Here is a 24,764-nt window from a genome sequence, read left to right on the forward strand (position 1 = left end):
TACGAATTTTCGAACTGACAAGGATATGACTAAGGAAGGTTTTTGGGGCCACTTTCGTAGCCCCTGACGGTCGATGAATTAGACCTTCAATACGCTATCGACCAGCGCCATTTCTTCGCTGCTCAACAGTTTCTCGATATCAACCAGAATCAGCATTCTCTCGCCCAGAGAGCCCAAACCAGTCAGGTACTCTGTTGACAGCGTTACAGCAAACTCAGGTGCTGGTCGAATTTGGTCCGCAGTCAGTGACAACACATCAGACACGCCATCTACAACGATGCCGACTACGCGCTGGCCAAGGTTCAGAACAATAACAACCGTGTTGTCGTCGTATTCAACATCCAGCTTGGCGAATTTAACGCGTAAATCAACAATCGGTACAATGACACCGCGTAGGTTGGTGACACCTTTAATGAAGGAAGGTGTATTGGCAATACGTGTTACCTGGTCATAACCACGAATCTCTTGTACTTTTAAAATATCAACGCCGTACTCTTCGTCACCCAGCGTAAAAATCAGGAATTCCTGTCCTACTGTTTCGCCAGTTAATTTCGTGACGCTTGCAAGTCCAGTCATGTTTTCCACCCTTTATTAACGATCTGTTTTATTAAGCAGCAGTTTCAACCACACGCTTTTCACGATTAAGCGCTTGTAACGCTGAAACATCCACAATCAGCGCAACGCTGCCATCACCAAGAATGGTAGCGGCTGAAACGCCTGGTACCTTGCGATAATTACTTTCCAGGTTTTTGACGACGACCTGATGCTGCCCAATCAACTGATCGACCAACAAGGCATAACGTCTACCTGCACTTTGCAGAATAACGACAATACCCTGGGTAGCATCCGTTTTAGCGCCATCCACATCAAAGATATGGAACAATTCAACGAGAGGTAAATATTCACCACGAACCTGCAATACGCGCTCTCCGCCAGCTAACGGATACAGGTCTTCCGACTGCGGCTGCAAAGATTCCATCACGGCGTTAAGCGGTAGAATAAAGACTTCTTTGTTAACTTTAACGGACATGCCATCAAGAATGGCTAACGTTAATGGCAACAGAATTCTGATAGTCGTGCCTTTTCCAGCCTGGAAGTGAATTTCGACATGACCACCCATTTCCTGAATATTCCGCTTCACTACGTCCATGCCTACGCCACGGCCAGAAACATCCGTGACTTTCTCAGCTGTGGAGAAGCCTGGAGCAAAGATCAACATGCCCACGTCTTCATCAGACATCGAATCGCTCACTGCCAACCCTTGAGACAACGCTTTAGCCAGAATTCTCTCGCGGTTGAGCCCGGCCCCATCGTCGATAACTTCAATGCAGATGTTACCACCTTGATGTTCCGCAGAAAGCGTCAGGTTACCTACAGCAGCCTTACCGGCCGCAACGCGCTTATCTGGAGATTCGATACCGTGATCGAGGCTGTTACGCACTAAGTGTGTCAGAGGATCAATAATACGTTCGATCAAACTCTTATCTAATTCAGTCGAACTCCCCATCAGCGTTAGCTCGACCTGCTTATCCAATTTGGCAGCCAAGTCACGAACCAAACGAGGGAAGCGGCTGAATACATATTCCATCGGCATCATACGGATGGACATAACGGACTCTTGCAGATCGCGAGCGTTACGTTCCAACTGGCCCATACTGTTGAGTAGGTCACCATGCGCCACAGGATCGAGTTCACTTGAGCGCTGTGCCAACATTGATTGCGTAATGACTAACTCACCAACGAGGTTGATAAGCTGATCGACCTTCTCTACCGCTACGCGAATGCTGGTATCACCGGTTTTTGCTTTATTTTTTCCATTTTCCGGTGCAGATTGCGGTTTTGCAGCAACTGGCGCGGGCGGTGCCACTGGCACTACAGGCGTTTCAACCGCGGCCAATGCCTCCACGACTTCAGCGACAACAGGTTGACTGGCTACGGCAGGCTTAAAGCTTATTTGTTCAGGTTCGAGAACAAAACACAGCACAGCACTAATATCGTCTTCGCTTTCAGACGTGACCAATGTCACTTCTACGCTAGTGTCAGTCTGGTGAGGATCTTTAACGGTTCCCAGATTGCCGAGTTCTTCCAGCATCTGAGGTATTTCCTGAGATTTCAGACCGGTTAATGCGATACGCATTTCACCTTTACCTGCACCGTTAGATGCCTGACTAGCAGAATGCTGTGTGGTGTCATGCTGGGTTGCGTCATCATCAGCTTTAGATTCCAGAGCAAGCTGGCGCAGAGCCTGACAGATGTACTCAAAGCTTTCAGCATTGGGTTCCTGTGCGGTTTTATAAGCGTCCAACTGATCCTGCATAATGTCTTTTGTTTCCAGAAACAGATTGATGATATCAGTGCTAAGACGCATTTCGCCACGTCTTGCCCCATCGAGTAAATTTTCTAAAAGGTGCGTAGTTTCCTGCAATGCTTTAAAGCCGAATGTGCCAGCGCCTCCTTTTATGGAGTGAGCCGCACGGAAAATCGCATTCAATTGCTCGGTATCGGGCTCCGATGGATCCAACAATAATAAGTGTTGTTCCATATCTGCCAGTAATTCATCTGCTTCATCAAAGAATGTTTGATAGAAAGCACTCATGTCCATGCTCACGTGGTCACCTCTGCTGTGAATCGCGGCTTATTGAGAAGGCGTCGCCTGGCTATCGGGCGCAGCAGGCAACGCAGTCGTTGGCTGTTGGCGCTCTGGAGCAGGAACTCCATTAGTTGGTTGTGGCGATGATCCACCACTTCCACTCGTATTGTTGTTATCACTATTTTCGGCAGCCGGAGTGGTAGGTTTAGGCTTATCCAACCCTATATTTTGTAAATTTTCCGCCTTGTCTATATTTACAGCAGAGCTTTCTGCATTTTCTTCTTCAATGTCTTTTTGCGCTTGTCTGCTCAATACCAACAAACTGATGCGTCGGTTAATCGCATCATTTCCACTTGCCGCCTGTTTGAGGCTCATTGTCGCAGCCATACCAACAACGCGCAAAACTTTTCCATCAGACAAACCACCCCAAATAAGCTCTCGGCGTGATGCATTGGCACGATCTGCGGACAATTCCCAGTTACTATAACCACGTTCCCCTGTCGTATACTGAACATCATCAGTATGACCTGATATACTCAGCTTATTAGGGAAATCATTCATAATAGGGGCTATCGCACGCAGGATATCTCGCATATAAGGCTCAACCTGTGCGCTCCCAGTTTTAAACATTGGACGGTTTTGACTATCAATGATTTGGATGCGTAATCCTTCCTCAATCATTTCAATTAACAGATGTGGGCGGAGTGCACGTAATCGAGGATCAGCCTCAATTAACTGATCCAAGCGTTCACGCAGTCTATTGAGTCGAACCTCATCCAACTTCTTTTCCACGTTATCCGTTTTGATGGCCTTTCTCACTTCACCATCTTGCTGAGTGGGATCATTCCCCCCACCGGGTATTGGGCTAGAACTGTCGCTTGATTTAGAGCCTGAAGTTAACGCAACCTTTAGCGGAGTACGAAAATACTCTGCGATTTGCGCCAGTTGCATTGGCGTAGAAATTGCGATAAGCCACATTACCAGAAACAATGCCATCATTGCTGTCATAAAGTCAGCGTAGGCAATCTTCCAGGAGCCACCATGGTGGCCCCCATGTCCAGACTTACGCTTTTTGCGAATAATGGGATGCTGATGTTTCATGCGTTACTGTCCGACGCTTGCTGAGTCGGTGATTTCACTCGACGAATGTGCTCTTCTAATTCGGTAAAGGAAGGACGCTCCGTTGAGTAGAGCGTTTTACGTCCAAATTCAACGGCAATTTGCGGAGCATAGCCATTAAGGCTCGACAGTAAAGTGACTTTAATGCACTGCAATACTTTGATTTTTTCTGCATTTTTCTGACGCAACAGCGCTGCCAGTGGAGAGACAAAACCGTAAGCCAGTAGAATACCAAGGAAGGTTCCCACCATAGCGTGGGCGATCATCATCCCCAACTCAGCGGCAGGCCGGTCAACATAGGCCAATGAGTGAACAACGCCCATAACTGCGGCGACGATACCAAACGCAGGGAGACCGTCCCCCATCATCGTCAAACTGGACGCAGGCACTTCACTCTCGTGTTCAACCGTTTCGATCTCTTCATCCATCAGCGTTTCAATCTCAAATGCATTCATGTTACCGCTGACCATCAAACGCAAATAATCGGTGATAAACTCAACAATATTGTTGTCGGAAAGGATATTCGGATAGCTTGAGAAAATTTCACTTTCACGAGGATTATCAATATCAAACTCCAAGGAAAGCATGCCTTGCTGGCGGGATTTGGCCATCACACGAAAGAGCAAGGCCATGAGGTCCATATACAACGCTTTATTGTACTTGGAGCTTTTGATCAAAAGAGGTAACGCACGTATTGTTGCTTTTATCGCCTTTCCGTTGTTCCCAACGATGAAAGCGCCTATCGCTGCACCGCCGATAATAAGCAGCTCCGAAGGTTGATAAAGCGCCCCCAAGGCCCCACCGACCATGAGATAACCGCCGAGTATCGAGGCCACAATTACGATATAACCCAATATAACCAGCACAAGAAATCCTTATAATAAAAAAGGTGGGCGGGAAGCGAGATAAAACTGCGGAGCCGTAGCCAGGACGTTCTTGAGGAAGAAATCTATCACCGCCGTCACAACCAACAGTGATAGATTCACAAATCGCTACAGGCTCAGACTGCGTGTTTTACCTGTTCATCCAGCAGTTGAGGTATTATATCGGCAAGATTTTGCGAAAGTTTACGCCTTTTTACCGCTCGGGAAGGGGGTTGGCATAAACTACAAACAAAACTGTTTTTAGGTTGATGAGCGTGGGTAATGAACATCCCTTTACAGCAATTACATGACGATAGTTGCAGCATACCGCTGTCAACAAACCGGACTAGTGTCCAAGCCCGTGTCAATGCTAACAGTGGAGAATCGCTCTGCGGCGGACACTGTTCCAAGTAAAGTCGATAAGATTTAATAACTGCTTCAACGCCGCTGCACTGCCCATTTTTGATCAAAAAGCTGTAGGCGTTGTAGAACATTGATGAATGAATATTCTGTTCCCAGGTCATAAACCAATCCGTTGAAAAAGGTAACATTCCTTTTGGCGGCGGACTTCCTCTAAGTTCTTTGTACAGTTTAATCAAACGTCCGCGACTTAACTGAGTTTCACTTTCCAGCATCTGTAAACGAGCACCGAGCGAAATGAGCTCCATCGCCAATTGGATGTCTTTCGCTTCCTGAACAATACTTTTCTCCGCCATTACTTATGCCCTTTTCTTAGGCAGGTTTTCTTCTTTCGAAGCTAACTGTTGTAATAAGCTGCTCGACAACAAAATCCCCGTATGAATTTGCTGTAAATCATCCACACGTGATTCCTGGGTCAACACTTTGATTGTATTGTGATCGTTAAAGCGGAAATGGCATATCAGTTGGTTAGTTTCTGCCAATTTAACCATCTGCGGTAAAGTCAGTTGCATCAAGATATTTGCCATCTCGTCATTGATTCCCAGACGAAACATCGCAGAAGCTTTTTCATCATTTATTAAGCGTTGCGCCAGTAACAAATAAGACAGATTAATGTCATAAATGTGTTTGAGTAATTCAGAGGTACCCATATTTCCCATCCCGACAGGCTATGTTTAAAACATAAGTTAGGTGATAGACCATATCGCCCAGTTCGAAAATCACTCTCCATTGATGGCATAAAAAACTATCGGTGCCAGATACTGCGAGCTACTACTTTATCATTTATTATTCGGGCAATCGTTACTTGCCAACTTTACGCATCACGCTGAGAATCCGTCCATCCGTTGCTTTCTAGTCCTACCCTGAAGACCCTCTCCAGCTAAAGCATAGGATTAATCCTAAAACAGCGCAACTGTACCGCCTAATCCATAGCACATACAACGCGACTGAAGAATGATTTTGGTCATTATGTGACACGGATCACATAAATGAAAGCGTTATGAACCTAGCCCTGTCTGGTCAGATCACTTTTATGCTTATTTTTACGTCAGAAATGCGTACAAAGCGTTACAAAAAAGAGCATTCAAAATAATCAAAAAGAAACAATTTGGTTGCTATATAAATGATAGATATACAAAAAATCTGCAACACCCCAAACACATACCGTTATGTAAGTTTATACCTTTCACAAAAAACTTACACTTTTTACCCAAAAAACTCTTAATTGCATATTCTGAAGCAAAATTTATCTATCTCTTGCCAACCCGCAGTTGCAACAATAACAAAGTATATAGGCATAGCAGCGAAAGAGCAGAAAAACAATTAACTTATTGATATTAAAATAGATAACCTGCCCATGATAATGAATTGTAGTCGCTAGCAGTACGAAGCCATACGAAACAAACGTATGGCTTCAACGACCTCAGTGTCACGCTACAGGATGCGTCTGCAGCACTGGAGGGTGGATTGTCTATAGAGTCATTTTCCCGATCGTGTCTTCACGACCCGGTTAACCAGCCAAATGCCTGAGCATACCAGAATGAGTGCAAAGAAATATTTCCACTCCAAGATACTCTCATTAAGAAACAGCGCTGACAGCAGTGTGCCAGACACCGGGATGAGAAAATTGAATGGAGCAACCATACCGACTCGATTATATTTCAGCAATTGACTCCATAATGAAAAAGCGGCTGAAGACAGCAAAATAAGATAGCCTAGCATCAATACAGCCCTCCAATCAGGTATGATGAGTGACCCACCTGTACAATACCCCGATATTGTTAAAATGATCCCACCAATAGCGAGTTGATAACCGGTCATGACGGTTGGGTCCATCGTTTGTGATATCCGCTTACCATATATAGTCGATGCAGACAAAATAAATGAGGCAATAACGACGAACCCATCACCTAATAGTGTAAAACCAATATTCATTCCATTACTGTTTATATTAACTGCCATCACACCAGCGAAACCTAATATACAACCAATTATCTTATTGATATTTAATTTATCATTTTGGTATAAATAATGAGCAAGAAGGACGCTGAAAAACGTACTGGTTGCATTCATGATCGAACCTTTAACACCGGTGGTATAAGCCAAACCGATATAGAAAAAAACATACTGCAATGATGTCTGAAATGTTCCCAATATTGTCAGTTGGGCTAACTGCCCACGCTGGAAACGCCCGATAGACCGCCCGCTTAACACGGCTAGCGCCAGCAGCAGCAGTCCGGCAAACGCGAATCGATAACCCGCGAAGACGAGTTTTCCAGGAATATCATCATCCGCAATGTGAAACAGCTCATAGCCATTTTTAATGGCCGGATAAGCACTCCCCCACAGTAGACAGCATAATGTGGCGATAAAAAAAACAACTTTTTTATCAGAAAAAAAATGCGTGCACTTTTCCAAGAAAAATCCCTCCGAAGATAGAGCCGACATAATAGCGTTGAATCCCCGACAAATAAAGTTCGAGTGCCAGACCCTTTATTTTTTATTATCAATCTGTATGATTTCGCATCACGTAATTTTATTTTCTTTTTAAAGAGTTAAAAACGTGATCGGGATCGCATCGAATTTGGTTAAGGTTTCTCAATATATGCCGATTATCTTTTACATTGGTTGTTTAGCTAATAGATTGTCATTAATGTAGACACTAAAACCTAAACGCCAATGCCGCCGCTAGTGGCATGGTAAATCATAATTTCCTGAGAATGAGCGAATGGATATGAAAATAACTTCAAGGTCTGAGCAGCACGCCGAGGTTGGCATGCTGAGCAATTTACGGCTAGTTCCCTTATTCATCATTATTCTGGGTGGTATCATGCTGTTATTTGCAGCATCTATAGGCACATCCAGCTACTTTTTACAGAGCAGTAATCAGTCATTAGATGACGTCACACAAGAAATCGATACCCGGATGGGGATTTCAAACAGTTCCAACCACCTTCGCACCGCACGTTTATTGTTAATACAGGCAGCAGCAGCTGCACGTATTGGCGACTCTCAGGTCTTCAATGACAACCTGAAGCAAGCTGAGCAACGTCTGGATCAATCAAAAAAAGCTTTCCTTGTCTATGAAGAACGTCCAGTTAAAACACCTCAGGATATGGCGTTGGACGGCGATTTACGCAAATCCTATGATGCTTATGTTAATCAAGGTCTTATGCTGATGCTTACTGCAGCTAAGCAAGGACTGTTTGAAGAGGTCATTACCCTCGAATCTGAAGAAACCCGTATTTTAGATTTAGCCTATAACAAATTTTTGCTAGAGGCAGTCTCTTACCGCACGCAAAGAGCGAAAGAATTAAACGAAACGGCGCATAAAAATGCGTTACTCGGATATTCGTTAATGGGAGGCAGCTTTGCTCTGGCCACCATTTTAACGCTTCTGACATTCTTCCTTCTGAGAGGGACCCTCATCAAACCAATTAATCAGTTGGTTATGAGAATTCAGCGCATTGCGCAAGGAGATCTGACTCAAATGTCGGATCGTTATGGCAAGAATGAAATTGGTACACTCGCCAGCAATGTTCAGCAAATGCAATCTTCTCTGGTTACTACCGTTACTACCGTTCGGGAAAGCGCGGATTCTATTTATCAAGGTTCAACGGAAATCTCATCCGGTAACACAGACCTTTCTTCACGAACCGAACAGCAAGCCGCAGCGCTTGAACAAACAGCGGCAAGCATGGAGCAATTAACCGCAACCGTGAAGCAAAACTCAGAAAATGCGCACCACGCAAGCCAACTCGCGGCGAATGCTTCAGGAAAAGCCAAACAGGGTGGAGAAATCGTTGCAAACGTTGTCAATACGATGAACAGCATTTCGGGTAGCTCAAAGAAAATATCTGAGATTACCAGCGTCATTAACAGTATTGCTTTCCAAACTAATATTCTCGCGCTCAATGCCGCAGTTGAAGCAGCCAGAGCGGGAGAACAAGGTCGCGGTTTTGCCGTTGTCGCGAGCGAGGTTCGCAGTCTCGCACAGCGTAGTGCGCAGGCTGCAAAAGAGATCGAAACGCTGATTTCCGAATCAGTCAACCTGGTCAACAGTGGCTCTGTTCTGGTTGATAACGCTGGTCAAACAATGCGAGAGATTGTCGATGCCGTCACTAACGTCACTGACATCATGGGTGAAATAGCCTCTGCTTCTGACGAACAAAGCCGAGGCATTACTCAGGTCGGTCAGGCAATATCTGAAATGGACAGCGTGACACAGCAGAATGCTTCGCTCGTTCAGGAAGCCAGTGCCGCTGCGGCATCGCTGGAAGAGCAAGCGGCATTGCTTACCCGTGCAGTTGCGACATTTAAATTATCCAGCCATTTATCAAGTGGTCATTCAGCACCTGCCCGACCGAACGCGCTGGCTGCCAAGGGCCGTTCATCACTCGCCCTTCCCCGTCAGGCCAATACGGAAAACGGTAACTGGGAAACGTTCTAATACTGGATACCAACATCACTGCGAGCATTATTCACTCGGACAATGCTCGCATATTGATGTGTTCCTCTTCACTCTTTTTCCGATAGCGTTTTCAACTCAACAAACGTGCCATCCTTACTATCAACTTCATTGAAAAACCAGATGCCAGCCGGGTAATCTTCTAATGCGACTAAATACATTATTCCTTCCTGAAACGTTTCCACAGCCAGAATCGTCCCTTCTCTACGCGTCTTCCCATCGGTTTTAACAGTAACCAAATCATTAACTTTCATAAATTTATCTCAAAATAGCTTCTAACATCAAAAAAACAGCATTATCATTTACCGCTACGGCAATAAAAGTACCTGTATGAAATGATTAATTTTATTTATTTTTAACAACGCCATGTTGACCCTCTCTATCATTAAATATCGATTATTCAGGCAAAAATTGATCGTTTCTATCCTAGTACATCCGACATACCCGCAAAAGAGATTAAAAGTTGAACGAACTACTGAACGTTAATGAACAGAGAGATAACGGTGAGTCGGGCTACAATCAAGTTATAACATCCGAATGGACGCAATTGATAGCCACAACCTCACAACAATCTTTTAATCTACTGCGTACCCTCGCCGTTCAAAAAGCATCCGATTTTGCTGACGAGTTCTACATCTACATGCTCAAAGATCAAGAAGCTTCGCTTTTTCTTTCCAGTCAGCAGGTCCATGATCGACTCCATGGCTCTATGAGCAAATGGATAGCAGACATTTTAACGAATACCGGCGACAGTCTGGCAGACCTGATTAACCATCAAAAGAAAATTGGTCAGATTCATGCGCGTATTGGTATTCCCGTCGATCTGGTTGAACGCGGCGCTCGACGTCTCAAATGGCACCTTTATGAACACATCGCACAGGTGGCAGATGATAAAGCACTATGCTTTGATGCCATGCGTTTCGCTTCGATTTCCATGGATATCGCCATAGAGATAATGAGTAAAACGTATTCGCAATCGCACGATCTGGCAGCCAAAAATGAAGAATCCTATCGGCTATTTTCTATTCTGGAAAATGCCAGTATGGAGAGAGAACGGCAAAATGCATCGCTGCTAAATTGGGAAAATGCCTTTATTTTTAGCGTTGCTACCGGTACGCCACTTTCCAGCATCCAGGATTTAAGCGATTCGGATTTTGGCCTGTGGTTTAACCATAAGGGGAAATCCAGCTTCAGTAACATTCAGGGAATACGTACCATCGCGACAATCATGACTGAAACCGATGAGTACATCCGCAACTATAGTCACACAGCACTACTGACGCAGCAGGATTACGCACCGCTACTTAAAGCGGTCAGAAGTAAAATCTATAAAATAAATATGCTGTTGGGATCGCTATTTGACGAAGTTCAAAAACTGGAGAGTGGCAAAGATACATTGACCCTTCTGCTAAACCGCCGCTTCCTGCCAACGATTCTTCGACACGAAATATCGCTGACAATGCATTCAAATACGCCGCTCAGCATCGCTATGATTGATATTGACCACTTTAAATCCGTCAATGACACCTATGGTCATGCCGCTGGCGACAACATCCTGAAAAGGATTGCAGAAATTCTGTATGAGAGCACGCGAAACAGCGACTATGTGTTCCGTTATGGCGGGGAAGAATTCCTGATCGTACTCATTGAGACACCCAAAGTTGCCGCTCACACCATCATCGAACGGCTGAGAAAGAAAATCGAGAATCACTTTATCCATCTTCAAAACGGCGAAAGCGTCAAGATGACCATCAGCGCAGGCATCGCCGTGTATAGTGGCCATCCAGATTATGAGTGCCTGATAAAGGCTGCGGACGATGCACTCTATCAGGCCAAGGCCAACGGCAGAAACCGGATCGAATACGCGCCGGAATAGCTATTCCCTCTTATTGCAAACCTGCATTTCAACCCACATCGAAAAAAGAATAGTGCCCTATTCATCATCGCAGGTTTGCATCATGTCCATAACTAAACGGATAAATTCCCCTCATTGGACAAATTCACTTTTCTCACACAGATATCTCAACCCGCTAGCGAGAGCGATTTTCTTACGCCAGCAAGGACATAGAGATAATTTGTTTTGAGAGTGTGAGCTAGAGGAGGTAAAAGTGAATGCTCGGCAAAATACAACATGATAAAAATAGGTGAATTAGAAAAGAGCTATTTTCAACACGTGGCTTTCATGTGAAAATTTCATGTAGGAAAAAATCAAAAACAACCATTAACTTACTTATTTTATTACATAATTGGCGGAAAGAGTGGGATTTTAATCCCAGTGGAGTTACCCCCCCACTCCAGTTTTCGAGACTGGTTCGCTCAGCCGCTCCGGCATTTCTCCGTTTAAGCTGTTGCCATGATCCCCGTTTTTGCGGCATGTTAACAGAACCCAACCTCGCCTTTAAATTCAAGTGACGACTTAACGAGCAATAACAATGATTAAATGGCCGTGGAACAACTCTCAACCACAGGTGCAGACGCTTGAACATTGGCAAGCTGCAATTTCGATCCCGCTTCTCGCTCCCTTAAGCGACGAAGAACACCAGAAACTGGCCGCCCTTGCCGATCAGTTTCTGAAGCAAAAGCGCCTGATTCCGTTACAGGAACTGCTGTTGACAGATATCATGCAACGGCGCATCGCCTTGTTGTTTTCCCTACCAGTGTTGTCGCTGGGAATAGGTGCACTCGATGGCTTCCACGAGGTTCTGGTTTACCCCGGCCCGTTTATTGTCGAGGAAGAGTGGCAAGACGACATCGGACTCGTACATACAGGGAAAATGGTACAGTCCGGGCAAAGTTGGGATCAGGGACCGATTGTCCTCAATTGGCAGGAAGTGCAGGACTCCTTCGACCTCTCCGGTTTCAACCTCATCATTCATGAAGTTGCCCACAAGCTGGATATTCGCAGCAGCGGTGAAGCAACGGGCGTTCCCCTGATTCCACTGCGCGATATTGCTGTCTGGGAGCAGCATCTTCACAGCGCAATGGATGCCTTACAGGAAGAAATCGATCTAGTGGGAGAAGATGCCGCCAGCATGGATCCCTACGCCGTCCACGATCCAGCAGAGTGCTTTGCGGTGCTGTCGGAATATTTCTTCAGCGCCCCCGAACTTCTCGAAGAGCGCTTCCCCGACCTGTACCGCTGCTTTCAAAAATTCTATCGACAAGATCCACTCGCCCGACTAAAAAGCTGGCAAAACAACATCAACTACCGCGCACCATCCATTTATTAACTCATAAAAAAACAATAAATTGTACATAGCCTAAACAGTCAGACGAGAAAGCTGATTTTGCCGTTGACAGTACCGCAGGTGCCGGATATCATCCGCCCCGTTCACACGATTCCTCTGTAGTTCAGTCGGTAGAACGGCGGACTGTTAATCCGTATGTCACTGGTTCGAGTCCAGTCAGAGGAGCCAAATTCTTGTTTTCATGCCTCTTTACGAATCCCTATGTGATTCAGATTCAATAAGTTAGCGTGAAAAGTCTTCCCGATGCATTTTTAGTTTACCCTCCGTATCGGGAGAATTTGGTGGTCAGATTTGGGGTCAGGTTAGTTCGATAACGGAGTGCCCCCCAAATGCCCCTTAACGACCGGGAATTTTGACCCGCATTGAGGGCTACCAGCAAGGACGATAATTAACTCGCTTGGCAAGCATCACTCACCCTGCACCTGTTCATCCGTTCAAGCGAACTGTTCGGGATAGGGTTTGGTCGCCCAAGACTAAATCTACACTCTGATTCATTGACAGAAGCGAACGATTCATCCGCCCCTACGCATGAACCTTCCTGCTTTTGAGGAGTATCCGATCGAAAAAGGGATCATTGGAATATCCTGCAATTCGATTTTGATTTTGAGGTGGTGCTTGACACTGAAGGCGAACAGCTCGGGCCTATGGAGGAACCGTCCCATCACAGAACATCAAGCCGCTATGTTCGATACCGAAGGGTTTCGACAAGCAAAGAGAACGCGGAAGAGTGGTGCCTGCGGTTAGGGTAGTAGAGATGGTAGCCAGGCATGTCCGGTGTAAACTGACTGAGAACCTGAATAAGGCTTCCGTTGTCAACAAATCTCTGAATTTGGTCCAGATGGATACATGCCAAGCCATGCCCATCAAGTACCGCGTCGACCAGAAGGTCAACCGTATTCACGACCAGTTGTCCCTGGCCGCGAACTGTTATTTCTCGTCCGCCACTCATTAGGCGCCATCCAATTAACGTGCCGGATGTTGGCAGGCGGAAGTTGATGATGCTATGGTCGATCAGCTCTGCGGGCGTTGTCGGCGCAGGGCGCATTGCAAGATAGGCTGGGCTGGCAACGATAGCCATCGGGATGTCGGGACCAATCCGCATCGCAATCATATCCTTGTCGATCTCTCCGCCCAAGCGGATGCCAGCATCAAATTGATTGGCAACGACGTCTACCAGCGCATGATCAACGCTGACCTCAATATGGATATCAGGATTGTCTGCCAGCAACCGTTTCATGGCCGGCATGAGTATGGTTTTTGCCGCATGCTCCACCGTTGTGATCCGGAGCGTTCCAGAAGGCCGGTCGCGCAGTTCACCGAGGGAGCCGATCACCGTGTCGAGGTCATGCAGCATTGGTCCAAGCTTCGCAAGCAGGCGCTCTCCAGCCTCTGTAGGCGCGACACTGCGTGTCGTGCGCGCGAGCAACCGAAGACCCAAGCGTTCCTCGACACGGCGGACGATCTGACTAAGGGCTGACTGTGCCATCCCCAGACGGAGGGCAGCCTTCGTGAAGCTGCGTTCCTCAGCAACCACCACGAAGGCGGTCAGATCGGCAATCTCGTCGCGACGCAAGGCTTTCTCTCCTCACCATTAATCACTGAAATGATAAGGCTAAGTGTTTTTATACATCTAGTCCACCTAATCGATAACTCTTATCTTAGTCGGCGACACCGTGGCTCGGTCCTACCGGATCAAAATTGTGCCGCACCCATTCCAAGGAAAATTTCATGCCCCATTCAGACCTCCTTTTCGACCATTTTCGATTTGAAAATGGCATGACACTTCGAAATCGCGTGGTAATGACGCCGATGACAACCTGGTCCGCCAATCCAGACGGAACTATCTCCGACCAAGAGGCCGCTTACGTTCAGGCGCGCGCCAAGGATGTAGGCATGGTCATCACTGGGTGTACGCACGTCACACCGGAAGGGATCGGCTTCACGGACGAGTTCGCCGCCTATGACGATCGCTTCATCCCCAGTCTGCGCAAGCTGGCGCAAGCCGCAAAGAGTGGCGGCGCTTCTGCCATCCTGCAGATTTTTCATGCGGGTAGCAAGGCGGTGCCAGAACTCGTACCGAACGGTCGGGTCGTTGGACCCAGCACGATGGAAGTACCCGCCGGTCTGTTCAACAACGGTGGGAACACTGCCACTGCTCTGAGACACAGCGAGATTGAGAGCATCATCAAAGCATTCGGTGACGCGACGCGACGCGCGATCGAAGCTGGCTTCGACGGCGTTGAGTTGCATGGCGCACACGGGTTCCTCCTTCAGGACTTTTTCTCGCCATTGGCAAATAATCGCGATGACGAATGGGGCGGCTCTCTGGACAAAAGACTTCGCTTCCCGTTGTCTGTTGTGCAGACCGTCAGGCAGGTCATCAGTGCACACACTGATCGGCCCTTTCTCTTGGGATACCGGATCTCGCCTGAAGAACAGGCGGACGGCGGGTTGCGGATCGCTGATACGAAGATACTGCTCGACAGGCTGATCGATACGGGTGTTGATTATATCCATGCGTCTCTACACGACGTGCTCAATGGAAAGCCGATTGTGGATGACGGCGGCAAAACGACGGCACGATTGCTCATTGAGCATGTGGCCGACCGTGTTCCATTGATCGCGGCAGGCGGGTTCAAGACGCCGACGCAGGCACAAGCGGCATTAGACGCAGGTCTCTCATTAGCCGCGATCGGTCAGGCCCTGATCATGAATCCGAATTGGGTTGCGCTGGCCAAGGCAGGTCGCGAGGAGGAAATCGTGAACGTCCTCAACCCCGCATCAGTGCAGGATCTGAACATTCCGGAAAAGCTTTGGACTGTCATCCAGCAGGCAAAGGGCTGGTTCCCGTTGGTTGAGACCGAGCAGGCTGTCGAGTGACATTCTCCAACGGTCATGAAGGATATAACCATTACTGCTACCGGTGTTTAATTCACATTGAACAAGCAAATGAAAGACAAAGTCCAGGCAGGGTGAAATTTTTATTTCAGTGAGAATTAAAACCTGAACAATGTTGTCGCAGAGGGGTAATACGGGCAGTATGGATGCTACCTGACACAATAATAAATAAGGGACGTTAATGTTCCGAAAATCGACTCTGGTGACTTTACCTCTGCTGATAGCGTCGGTATTCCTGCTAACAGGGTGCCCACCACCACCGGATATAACGCAGTGGCAACGCCCTAATACGGATATCGGCGGCGTGCGCGTCGCGATGGGTAAATGCGGCGTGCAACTCCCCGGCCCTGACATCCCCAAAACGGATAATGAGTCAGTTCTGTATTACCAATGCATGGAGAGTATGGGGTTTACCCGTAAAGACGGATTCAAAATTTGCAGCCTTCGTGTCTACCATGACACCCCATCCTGCCTCCAGCAAGAGCAGGGGTATCCTTTGAGCCAGCGCCAGCTAGAGGCGCTGCCTTTTGTCGCAGACAGAGGGTTTATTCCGATTAAGCCGGATTCCGGCGTGAGCACGTTTTCGTTGATTAGCTGGCGTAAAGCGGGGGCCTCGCTGCATTTTTCTCATCAAGTTGAAAACGACAAACAAGCACTGGCGGTGATGTATCAATGCGGTTATCCGCAGCCTTTGGGTTCGGTGCCTTACGTGCCGACGCTGCGCAAAGCCGCTGATGTGCAGCGATGCATGCTGGATAAAGGCTTCGAGCCGAAGAATAAACTCAATCTAGTCTGCCGCAATTACCCGCAAGTCACGGGCTGCCCAAAAACATAACGCCCGACTGAACTTCCCCCGAAGCAACTGTATAGTCTGTTTGTAGTGGTCAACAAGGCACTCCACCTGATGGGCTATACACGAAAGATGAAATCTGCGGCCATGGATTCCACGCAATAGTATGCAGTGCTTTGATGCCGATCCCCTTTTGTTCGCTACCGTAGCTCAGAAGGTTGTCGTTAATCGCAACGCGCTTCGAGCCCTGTAGGATGAAAACGATACTGGCATAGCACGATTATAGCGATGCTCCAGCACTGCGTAAGATGACTGATACAATCAGGCAAGAAACTGAGCTTATCAGGCGTAGGTTACAAATCGTTCATTACCTATCATGGGTAGGTCAAGCACGCACCGCACCGAAACGTGCGTCTAATAACCTAAGAGAGACAGCCCATGACCCATAAGATTGCACTCATCACTGGCACCAGCCGTGGCCTCGGCCGCAACATGGCTCTTCACCTCGCCAAGCGCGGCGTCCACATCATCGGCACCTATCGCAGCGGCGCTGTAGAAGCTCAAGCGGTGAAACAGGAGATCGAAGCGTTGGGTGGTAAATCTACGATGCTGCCACTCGACATCACCGATACCGCCAGTTATCAGACTTTCTCAAACGCCGTGACTGAAACGTTGATGACCGATTTCGGACGCGAGCGCTTCGATTTTCTCATTAACAATGCCGGTAACGGCCTCTTTGCAAATTTCGTTGACGCGACTGAGGAGCAATTTTCTTCGCTGGTAGCCACGCATCTTCAGGGGCCGATTTTTCTGACTCAGAAACTGTTGCCGCTTGTTGAAGACGGCGGGCGTATCCTGAACGTGTCGTCTGGCTTCGTGCGTTTTACGTTGCCGGGGTACAGCATTTATGCGGCGGTGAAGGCCGCAGTAGAGGTGCTGACCCGTTATATGGCCGTCGAGCTGGGTTCACGTCAAATCCGGGTCAATGCCATTGCCCCAGGTGCCATCGCAACCGATTTTGGCGGTGGTGCAGTGCGCGACAATAAAGATGTCAACGCCTATGTGGCTCAGGGCATTGCTCTGGGGCGCGTCGGTCTGCCGGACGATGTAGGTAGTGCAGTAGCCGCCATCCTGTCCGATGACATGGCTTGGGCTAACGGCACGACCTTTGACATTTCGGGCGGGCAACTGCTGTAGTAACTGCACGTTATTCCGTCACTTCGCCACCTTATTAGGGGATTCATATGCTTAACGCTCAGTCGACGCTTATCAGCTATCCCCCGTTCGTTCAGCGAGCAGCGATTGTGCTGCTGGAAAAGAATGTGCCCTTTGAGGGGATCAAGGTAGTCACCGATGGTGAAACGAAGTAAAAACCCGCCATGAATACAATTGACCGCATCGTTCTCACAAAGACGACGCGGTTAATTTTTGCAACGTAGTAAGAACAGTAACAGTGCGATCAGACAGACCGTCGCCTGTATGCCTCCCAGTGCTGTGACTGCAGGGAATGTCAGCACAGAACCGAGCCAGGTTGTGATTGCAGCCGCTCCCATCGTAAGAAATCCAAGCAAAGCGGATGCCAGCCCGGCCTGTTTCCCAAAGGGACCCATTGTGATTGCCGTTCCCAATGGATTGGCTAACCCCATGCCCCAGAGGAACATAATCATAGACAGGGTATACCAACCCAGACCGGGATCTTCCGGCCCAATCAACAATAGGCTACCGCCGAGTAACGCGATGAAGATGCCTCCCGAGGTAATGACTTGCACGCCATAGCGGTGCGCCAGTCGCGGTGCAGCCATACCCGCGGCAAAAACGACAAATACAGTGGAGGCAAAGTACAGCCCGGCTTGTAATGATGACAACCCTATCCCACTCATCAAGATGGCAGGCGCGGCGCCGAATGACGCAAACAAACCGCTCATCAACAGGCTCATAGATAGTGCCGGAAGGATAAATTTTCTATCCACAGCCAGCTTGACGTACGCGACTATTACGCTCGGAATTGAATGTGGCGCACGCCGTTCGGCAGGGTGCGTTTCTCCCAATGTATTGACATAGAATACAGCGACAGCAAAAGCGGCAAGGCCCACAAGGATGAAAATCGCCCGCCACCCCAGCATGGTTGTCAGCACGCTGCCAACCAACGGTGAGAAGCCCGGGGCCGCCGCTGTGGCGATCATGGTCAAGGAGAGTGCACGCGCTAATGTTTCACCGTCAAACAAATCACGCGCAATGGCACGAGCCAAAACGGCAGCGGCACACACACCCAACGCTTGGATGACGCGTCCGGCAATGAGCGTTTCAAGTGAGTCGGCAAGCCCTCCCACTACCGTACCCACAATGAATATTGAGAGTCCCCCTAACACAAGTTTCTTGCGTCCATAGCGATCGGCCAACGGGCCGACCACCAACTGTCCCAGTGCGAAGGTGATAAAAAAGCTGGAAAGGGTAAGTCCAAGCTCGCGAGCCGATACCCCTAACTGCTCACCGATATCCGGGAATGCGGGAAGAATAATGTTAGTAGACAGTATGCTGATGGCCGAAAGCCCTGCCAGTAACGCGATAATTTTCCCTGTCAGCAGCTGCCCCCCTGACAAGTGGGCTTCAGGGGTGATTACAGTGGGAGAATGTTCTGGATTCATGATAAACGCTCATGAAAAGAAACTGACGATCTGAATAAGAAAGACATGTCATTTAGTGGCTTTTGAATCGCCACCACATCTTTTGCTGCATAAATAAAATCCGGGATTAGACGATGAAACCCACTCATGGCGTCGTCTCCCATCGGCGAAAAAGCACACTTGCATTAACGCCGCCGAAACCGAAACCGTTGGATAAGGCATACGTTATCGTAGCGTAACGTGCCTTTAACGCGACAAGATCCAGGCCGCGTCCTGCCTCGTCCGGGTAACGCAGGTTTAGCGTGGGCGGAATAACCTGGTCACGCAGGGCAAGCACAGTAAATATCGCTTCAATGCCACCTGCCGCGCCCAGCAGGTGGCCGGTAGCTGATTTGGTCGAACTGACTGCCACCCCTGACTCACTACCAAACACTGACCGAATCGCCGCCAGTTCTCCTCTGTCACCTACCTGAGTCGATGTCGCATGGGCATTGATGTGTTGTATCTCATCCGCATTGATCCCAGCCTGGCCTAAAGCCAATTCCATCGCCCGTCGGGCACCGCTACCGTCTTCTGGCCCAGCGGTCAGATGCCATGCATCGGCACTGGTGCCATATCCCACTAATTCTGCCAGTGGCGTAGCACCACGAGCCAATGCATGCTCAAGGGATTCAATCACTAATAATCCAGCACCTTCCGCCATAACAAACCCGTTTCGATCACGATCAAAAGGCCGCGATGCTTCTTCTGGCTTATCTGCAAACCCGGTAGAAAGCGCACGTGCAGCAGCAAAGCAGCCTAGCGTGACACGATCAATGGCGGCTTCTGTGCCACCACAAATGGCAATGTCCGCTTCTCCGTTTCTGATAAGGCGGGCCGCATCACCAATCGCCTGCACACCAGCCGCACATGCTGTAATGGGCGCGCCCAATGGCCCCCTGAAACCCTGCTGGATCGAGACTTGACCTGCTGCCATATTGGCGAGAAATGAGGGCGCGGTGAATGGTGACAACCGTCGGGGACCGCGCGTATCGGTAGTGCGAACTGCTTCAGCAATGGCACCAAATCCCCCCACTCCCGATGCGATAATTGTCGCCGTCCGCTGCCGCTCGTGTTCATTAGCTGGGTGCCAGCCTGCCTGCGTCACAGCCTCCTGAGCGGCGATAAGGGCAAATTCTATGAAGCGATCCATTTTCTTACGCTCTTTGGCCGGTATAAAACGCTCTGGTTCATAACCTGCTTCAGGGTCATCCGAAAGCTCAGGGACCTGCCCTGCTACGGAAATACCCGTGCCGTCGCTGATATCAGCAGGAAGTGTTCTTATGCCCGATCGCCCTTCCAGCAGCCTGCGCCAGACTATATCTGTACCGCACCCCAGAGGACTGATAATGCCGCAGCCGGTTACCACTATTCGCTTATGACTTGTTAGCGTCATCGTTAAATCCTCATCATTTCAGTCGATGTATTTAGGGCCGCCGAGTCGTAGTACGGCGACCACATCCGCGTCAGTGTCACGCAGTAGCCTGTTGTTCTACACGCTTCTGGTCATCGGGACGTATCTTGAACCAGATGGCATACATTGCAGGCAGGAATACCAACGTGATGATGGTGCCGCCAAACGTACCGCCAATCAGGGTATAAGCCAGCGTTCCCCAGAAGACAGAATGCGTCAGCGGGATAAACGCCAGTATGGCGGCCATCGCCGTGAGCAACACGGGCCGAGCTCGCTGCACTGTCGCTTCCACCACCGCGTGGAACGGCGCCAGCCCTTCCTGCTCGTTGTGATGGATCTGCCCTATCAGGATCAAGGTGTTACGCATTAGGATGCCCGACAGCGCAATCAGTCCCACAAGCGCATTGATACCAAACGGCTGGTTGAAGATCAGCAGCGTTGGCACCACCCCAATTAGCCCCAGTGGCGCGGTGAGGAAGACCATCACCATCGCCGACATCGAGCGTACCTGCAGGATGATTATCAACAGCGTCATGGCAATCATGATGGGGAACAGCGGAGCCATCGCCCCGGTGGCTTTTGCCGACTCTTCAATTGGCCCCGCCTGCTCAATACGATAGCCGGCCGGTAGTGTATCGATGACGGGCTGTAACTGTTTCAGGATCGCCGTCGAGACATCCGGCGGTTGCAGATTTTCAGCGATATCACCGCGCACGGTGAACGTCGGGGTACGATCGCGACGGCGCAGAATAGGGTCTTCCATCTGCACACCGACATCCCCTATCTGTGACAAAGGAATACGCTGACCGGCAGAACCCACCAGAGTAAAACCTGCTATTTTTTCAGGATCGAGTCGGATATTCCCCGCCGCGCGTGCCATAACTTGCACCGAACGGATATCTTCACGCACAGACGTGATCGGAACGCCCGAGAGCAGGAATTGAAGCTGCTGAGCAACGGCATTCGATGTCAATCCCACCGCCTGCAGGCGGTCCTGATTGAGCGTAAAATGCAGCGTTGGCACCTGCGGGCCCCAGTCGGTGTTGACGGTTCTCATCATCGGACTACCCAGCATCACCTTTTCTACCTTGCCTGCAATCTCGCGTAGCTGAGCGGGATCCGGCCCCATGACACGGTAGGCCACCGGATAAGGTGAATTCGGGCCAAACACCAGTTGCGTCACACGCACCAGCGCCTCGGGTGCCAGGCCCTCAGCAGCGACTTCACGAAGCCGGAACTTCAGCGCCTCACGCTCTTCTGGGTTATCCGTCAGCACAACAATTTTCGCAAAAGACGGATCGGGCAGCTCTGGTGCCATGGCCAGGAAGAAACGGGGTGAGCCCTGCCCGATATAGGACGTCACGATTTTTGCCTCTTTCTGATTCTTCAGCCAGGCTTCAACTTTTGCGGCGGCGGCGCTGGTCTGCTCAATCGACGTACCATACGGCATCTGGATTTCTACCAGCACCTCTGGGCGATCGGAGGTCGGGAAAAATTGTTTTTTCACCAGCCCCATGCCAAGAATAGCGACAGTGAAAACGGCAATAACGGTACCTGCCACTACCCATTTGTGCGCGATGACGTGCGTCAGCAATCGGCGAAAGCGGTTGTAATGTCGAGTGTCGTAGATGGCCGCGTGCCCACCCTCAACCGTTTTGATGTTCGGCAGCATTTTCACGCCCAGATAAGGCGTAAATACCACCGCGACCACCCACGAAGCAATCAGGGCAATCCCCACAATCCAGAACATGTTGCTGGTGTACTCACCGGCGGTGGATTGGGCGAAACCGTTAGGCATAAAACCGACGGCCGTCACCAGCGTGCCGGCCAGCATCGGTGCCGCCGTGTGACTCCAGGCATAGGCCGAGGCTTTAACTCGGTCATAGCCCTCTTCCATTTTCACCACCATCATTTCGATGGCGATGATGGCATCATCGACCAACAACCCCAGCGCCAGAATCAATGAACCCAGCGTAATACGGTCGAAGTTTTTGCCGGAAGCCTCCATCACCACGAAGACGATAGCCAGCGTCAACGGCACGGCAGCAGCGACAACCACTCCCACGCGCCAGCCCATACTGACAAAGCAGACCACCATCACGACGAGCAGCGCGACGAAAAATTTGATCATGAACTCGTCGACGGACGAACTGATATTCACGGACTGATCGGTAACTTTCGTGAACGTCATGCCGAGCGGCATGCCTTCATTGATTTTTGCCGTCTCGACATCCAGTGACTTACCCAAATCCAGACCGTTCCAGCCCTCACGCATAATGATACCCAGCAACAGTGCGGGTTCACTCTGGTTGCGGACCAGGAAGGTCGCCGGATCTTCGTAGCCACGTTCAACCGTCGCCACATCTGAGAGTTTCAGTGTCCTGCCCTGTACGACGATTGGCGTTTCGCGGATCTTTTCTAGTTTGTCGAAGGCGCCATCTAGGCGGATAAAGACCTGCGGCCCGTTGGTGTCAATCGAACCGGCAGGCGTCAATACGTTCTGGCTGTTGAGAACGGAAAAAATATCCTGCGGAGCAATGCCCAGCGTTGCCAGCCGGTCATGAGAGAACGAGACAAAGATGCGCTCAGCCTGCTCGCCGATAATATTGACTTTCTTCACTCCCGGCACATGAAGCAGACGCTGGCGCAACGATTCCGCATCACGGACCAGCAGCCGCTGTGGCTCCCCTTTCGCCTTCAACGCAAAGAGCGAAAAAGTAACATCGGAGAATTCGTCGTTAACCATCGGTCCGATCACGCCTGCCGGCAGATTCTTCGCTTCATCGCCGAGCTTCTTGCGCGCCTGATAAAATTCTTCCTGCACCTGTGAAGGCGGTGTACCGTCCTGCAATGACAGCATGGTAAAAGCCAGTCCAGGCCGCGTGTAAGTCTCACTACGGTCATACCACTTGAGCTCTTGCATACGCTTTTCAAGCGGTTCGGCTACCTGATCCTGCATTTCCTGCGCGGTAGCACCCGGCCAGGCAGAAACAATCGTCATCTGCTTGACCGTAAACGGTGGGTCTTCCGCTCGGCCCAGTTCGAAGAACGACAGAATGCCGGCCACGGTAATCAGGATGATAAGAAATAAGGTGATTGAGCGCTCGCGGACGGCGAGTGCCGAAAGATTGAATCGCCCCTCGCTCATGGTTGGCCCCCGGCGACACTGACATCACTTTGTGCAACCGTGCGGACGGCCTCACCGTCATGCAACAGATGTGCGCCTAAAGCCACAATCTGTTCACCGGGCTGTAGGCCGCTAGTCACTCTCGCCGTGTCATCCCCCAACCCAATCACCTGAACAGGATGCCACGACACTTTGGCAGGTTTGTCTGAAATACCCCAGACACCCGGCCCTTTCCCCGCATCATAAATCGCGGCGATAGGCACCTGAAGAACCTGCGCAGGTAACTTGCCTTCAGCAATATTGAGTGTGACGGTGGAGCCAAGCGGTGCGCTCGCCAACGCGCCCTCAAGGACATACCTCGCCTCGAAGGTGCGCGTCACAGGGTCTGCCGCATCGGAGAGGAGGCGCAGTTTCGCTGGAACTGACTGTTTATCGATACCGTACAGCGTGGCCTGAGCCTCGCTCCCAACAGCTGGACGTAGTGTCTCTGGCAATTGCACGATAGCCTCCCGCTGCCCCGCTCGCGCCAGTCGGACAACAGGCTGCCCTGCACTGACCACCTGCCCAGGTTCAGCCAGCGTGTCTACCACCACGCCGTCGGCATCGGCCAGCAGTACGGCATACCCCGTAGCATTACGCGCCACATCGGCCTGAGCCTGCGCGGCGCTCAGATCCGCTTTCGCCGTCTCAGCAGCAGCCTTTATCTGATCGTAGGCTGAAGCGGATATAGCACCTGCAGTGACCAGGCCACGATAACGAGCTTCGTCATCGATCGCCTGTTTGGCTCGGGCACGGGCCGCGGTAACAGCCTGCTGCTGGGCTTGTGCCTGCAAACTGAGATCGATGGGGTCCAAACGCATCAAAGGCTGACTGCGTTTCACGGTCTGCCCGGTATCCACCAGACGTTCAAGGATTTTGCCCTGCACTCTAAAGCCAAGGTCGCTTTGAACTCGGGCGACAACAACGCCAGTGAATGCACGGGAAGCATCAACGGCGCTCACCACGGTAGCCGCTCTCACCAGAGGAGGCAGATTGCGGGGATCGTCGACGTCAGAAGCGTCGCCACACGCCACCAGGGCGAGAGGCAACAGGCAAACAGCAATAGTGGCAGATTTGAGCCGAAGCATGGGTTCCCTTATCAAATTAGCAGGACAGTAACCGCAT

The 24,764-nt window shown here is 49.8% G+C and carries 20 protein-coding genes and 1 tRNA gene; 8 read left to right on the forward strand and 13 right to left on the reverse strand.

Features of this window, described 5'->3' with window-relative positions:
• Nucleotides 1–78: 78 nt before the first annotated feature.
• From cheW to GZ59_RS14055, 7 genes are all read right to left on the reverse strand, one after another.
• Entirely contained in the window at nt 79–576 is a 498-nt protein-coding gene (gene cheW / locus GZ59_RS14025) for a chemotaxis protein CheW (RefSeq protein ID WP_011093269.1), read from the reverse strand.
• A 31-nt stretch (nt 577–607) separates the two neighbouring features.
• Nucleotides 608–2,596 carry a chemotaxis protein CheA gene (cheA, locus tag GZ59_RS14030; protein WP_173361604.1) on the reverse strand — a complete coding sequence of 663 codons (1,989 nt, stop codon included), beginning with the start codon at nt 2,594–2,596 and terminating at the stop codon, nt 608–610.
• Between the two features lie 39 nt (nt 2,597–2,635).
• Nucleotides 2,636–3,691, reverse strand: coding sequence for a flagellar motor protein MotB (motB, locus tag GZ59_RS14035; RefSeq protein WP_011093267.1), 1,056 nt, complete (start codon nt 3,689–3,691; stop codon nt 2,636–2,638).
• Nucleotides 3,688–4,575, reverse strand: a complete 888-nt coding sequence (gene motA, locus GZ59_RS14040; protein ID WP_011093266.1) for a flagellar motor stator protein MotA — start codon at nt 4,573–4,575, stop codon at nt 3,688–3,690. Before motA ends, motB begins: the two co-directional genes overlap by 4 nt.
• 134 nt (nt 4,576–4,709) lie before the next feature.
• Nucleotides 4,710–5,288, reverse strand: coding sequence for a flagellar transcriptional regulator FlhC (flhC, locus tag GZ59_RS14045; RefSeq protein WP_011093265.1), 579 nt, complete (start codon nt 5,286–5,288; stop codon nt 4,710–4,712).
• 3 nt (nt 5,289–5,291) lie between these two features.
• Nucleotides 5,292–5,642, reverse strand: a complete 351-nt coding sequence (gene flhD / locus GZ59_RS14050; RefSeq protein WP_039292575.1) for a flagellar transcriptional regulator FlhD — start codon at nt 5,640–5,642, stop codon at nt 5,292–5,294.
• An 829-nt stretch (nt 5,643–6,471) separates the two neighbouring features.
• Nucleotides 6,472–7,440 carry a DMT family transporter gene (locus GZ59_RS14055; RefSeq protein ID WP_181023436.1) on the reverse strand — a complete coding sequence of 323 codons (969 nt, stop codon included), beginning with the start codon at nt 7,438–7,440 and terminating at the stop codon, nt 6,472–6,474.
• 280 nt (nt 7,441–7,720) lie between these two features.
• Between GZ59_RS14055 and GZ59_RS14060 the strand changes: the two genes are divergently transcribed.
• Complete coding sequence (locus tag GZ59_RS14060) at nt 7,721–9,442, forward strand: methyl-accepting chemotaxis protein (RefSeq protein ID WP_011093262.1); 1,722 nt, start codon at nt 7,721–7,723, stop codon at nt 9,440–9,442.
• A 68-nt stretch (nt 9,443–9,510) separates the two neighbouring features.
• Here the strand turns inward: GZ59_RS14060 and dsrB are convergent, their stop codons facing one another.
• Nucleotides 9,511–9,714, reverse strand: a complete 204-nt coding sequence (gene dsrB, locus GZ59_RS14065) for a protein DsrB (RefSeq protein WP_011093261.1) — start codon at nt 9,712–9,714, stop codon at nt 9,511–9,513.
• 209 nt (nt 9,715–9,923) lie between these two features.
• Here dsrB and GZ59_RS14070 point away from each other — a divergent pair, with 209 nt between their 5' ends.
• The 3 genes from GZ59_RS14070 to GZ59_RS14085 all read left to right on the forward strand — a co-directional run bounded on the left by GZ59_RS14070 (nt 9,924) and on the right by GZ59_RS14085 (nt 12,876).
• Nucleotides 9,924–11,336, forward strand: a complete 1,413-nt coding sequence (locus tag GZ59_RS14070) for a diguanylate cyclase (RefSeq protein ID WP_039292578.1) — start codon at nt 9,924–9,926, stop codon at nt 11,334–11,336.
• A gap of 556 nt (nt 11,337–11,892) precedes the next feature.
• Nucleotides 11,893–12,690 carry a DgsA anti-repressor MtfA gene (gene mtfA, locus GZ59_RS14080; RefSeq protein WP_011093259.1) on the forward strand — a complete coding sequence of 266 codons (798 nt, stop codon included), beginning with the start codon at nt 11,893–11,895 and terminating at the stop codon, nt 12,688–12,690.
• Between the two features lie 110 nt (nt 12,691–12,800).
• A tRNA-Asn gene (locus tag GZ59_RS14085) sits at nt 12,801–12,876 on the forward strand.
• 511 nt (nt 12,877–13,387) lie between these two features.
• Here the strand turns inward: GZ59_RS14085 and GZ59_RS14090 are convergent.
• Nucleotides 13,388–14,281: a LysR family transcriptional regulator gene (locus GZ59_RS14090; RefSeq protein ID WP_011094453.1), complete on the reverse strand. Its 894-nt coding sequence runs from the start codon at nt 14,279–14,281 to the stop codon at nt 13,388–13,390.
• A gap of 155 nt (nt 14,282–14,436) precedes the next feature.
• Between GZ59_RS14090 and GZ59_RS14095 the strand changes: the two genes are divergently transcribed.
• From GZ59_RS14095 to GZ59_RS23575, 4 genes are all read left to right on the forward strand, one after another.
• Nucleotides 14,437–15,588 carry an NADH-dependent flavin oxidoreductase gene (locus tag GZ59_RS14095; RefSeq protein ID WP_011094454.1) on the forward strand — a complete coding sequence of 384 codons (1,152 nt, stop codon included), beginning with the start codon at nt 14,437–14,439 and terminating at the stop codon, nt 15,586–15,588.
• 199 nt (nt 15,589–15,787) lie between these two features.
• Nucleotides 15,788–16,441, forward strand: coding sequence for a hypothetical protein (locus GZ59_RS14100; RefSeq protein WP_011094455.1), 654 nt, complete (start codon nt 15,788–15,790; stop codon nt 16,439–16,441).
• Nucleotides 16,442–16,834: 393 nt separating this feature from the next.
• The gene (locus tag GZ59_RS14105; RefSeq protein WP_039292581.1) at nt 16,835–17,593 is read left to right on the forward strand and encodes an SDR family NAD(P)-dependent oxidoreductase; all 759 of its coding nucleotides are present in this window, start codon (nt 16,835–16,837) and stop codon (nt 17,591–17,593) included.
• A gap of 47 nt (nt 17,594–17,640) precedes the next feature.
• Nucleotides 17,641–17,766, forward strand: coding sequence for a glutathione S-transferase N-terminal domain-containing protein (locus GZ59_RS23575; protein WP_011094457.1), 126 nt, complete (start codon nt 17,641–17,643; stop codon nt 17,764–17,766).
• Between the two features lie 51 nt (nt 17,767–17,817).
• On the opposite strand, the gene GZ59_RS14110 is transcribed toward GZ59_RS23575, so the two are convergent.
• The 4 genes from GZ59_RS14110 to GZ59_RS14125 all read right to left on the reverse strand — a co-directional run bounded on the left by GZ59_RS14110 (nt 17,818) and on the right by GZ59_RS14125 (nt 24,727).
• The gene (locus GZ59_RS14110; RefSeq protein WP_051623301.1) at nt 17,818–19,041 is read right to left on the reverse strand and encodes a multidrug effflux MFS transporter; all 1,224 of its coding nucleotides are present in this window, start codon (nt 19,039–19,041) and stop codon (nt 17,818–17,820) included.
• A 124-nt stretch (nt 19,042–19,165) separates the two neighbouring features.
• On the reverse strand, nt 19,166–20,455 hold the full coding sequence (gene fabF, locus GZ59_RS14115; protein WP_039292584.1) for a beta-ketoacyl-ACP synthase II: 1,290 nt from the start codon (nt 20,453–20,455) through the stop codon (nt 19,166–19,168).
• A gap of 76 nt (nt 20,456–20,531) precedes the next feature.
• The gene (locus GZ59_RS14120) at nt 20,532–23,621 is read right to left on the reverse strand and encodes an efflux RND transporter permease subunit (protein WP_039292588.1); all 3,090 of its coding nucleotides are present in this window, start codon (nt 23,619–23,621) and stop codon (nt 20,532–20,534) included.
• Complete coding sequence (locus GZ59_RS14125; protein WP_039292591.1) at nt 23,618–24,727, reverse strand: efflux RND transporter periplasmic adaptor subunit; 1,110 nt, start codon at nt 24,725–24,727, stop codon at nt 23,618–23,620. The genes GZ59_RS14120 and GZ59_RS14125 overlap by 4 nt, the downstream gene beginning before the upstream one ends.
• Nucleotides 24,728–24,764 lie beyond the last annotated feature (37 nt).

Source organism: Pectobacterium atrosepticum (assembly GCF_000740965.1).
GTDB classification, from domain to species: Bacteria; Pseudomonadota; Gammaproteobacteria; order Enterobacterales; family Enterobacteriaceae; genus Pectobacterium; species Pectobacterium atrosepticum.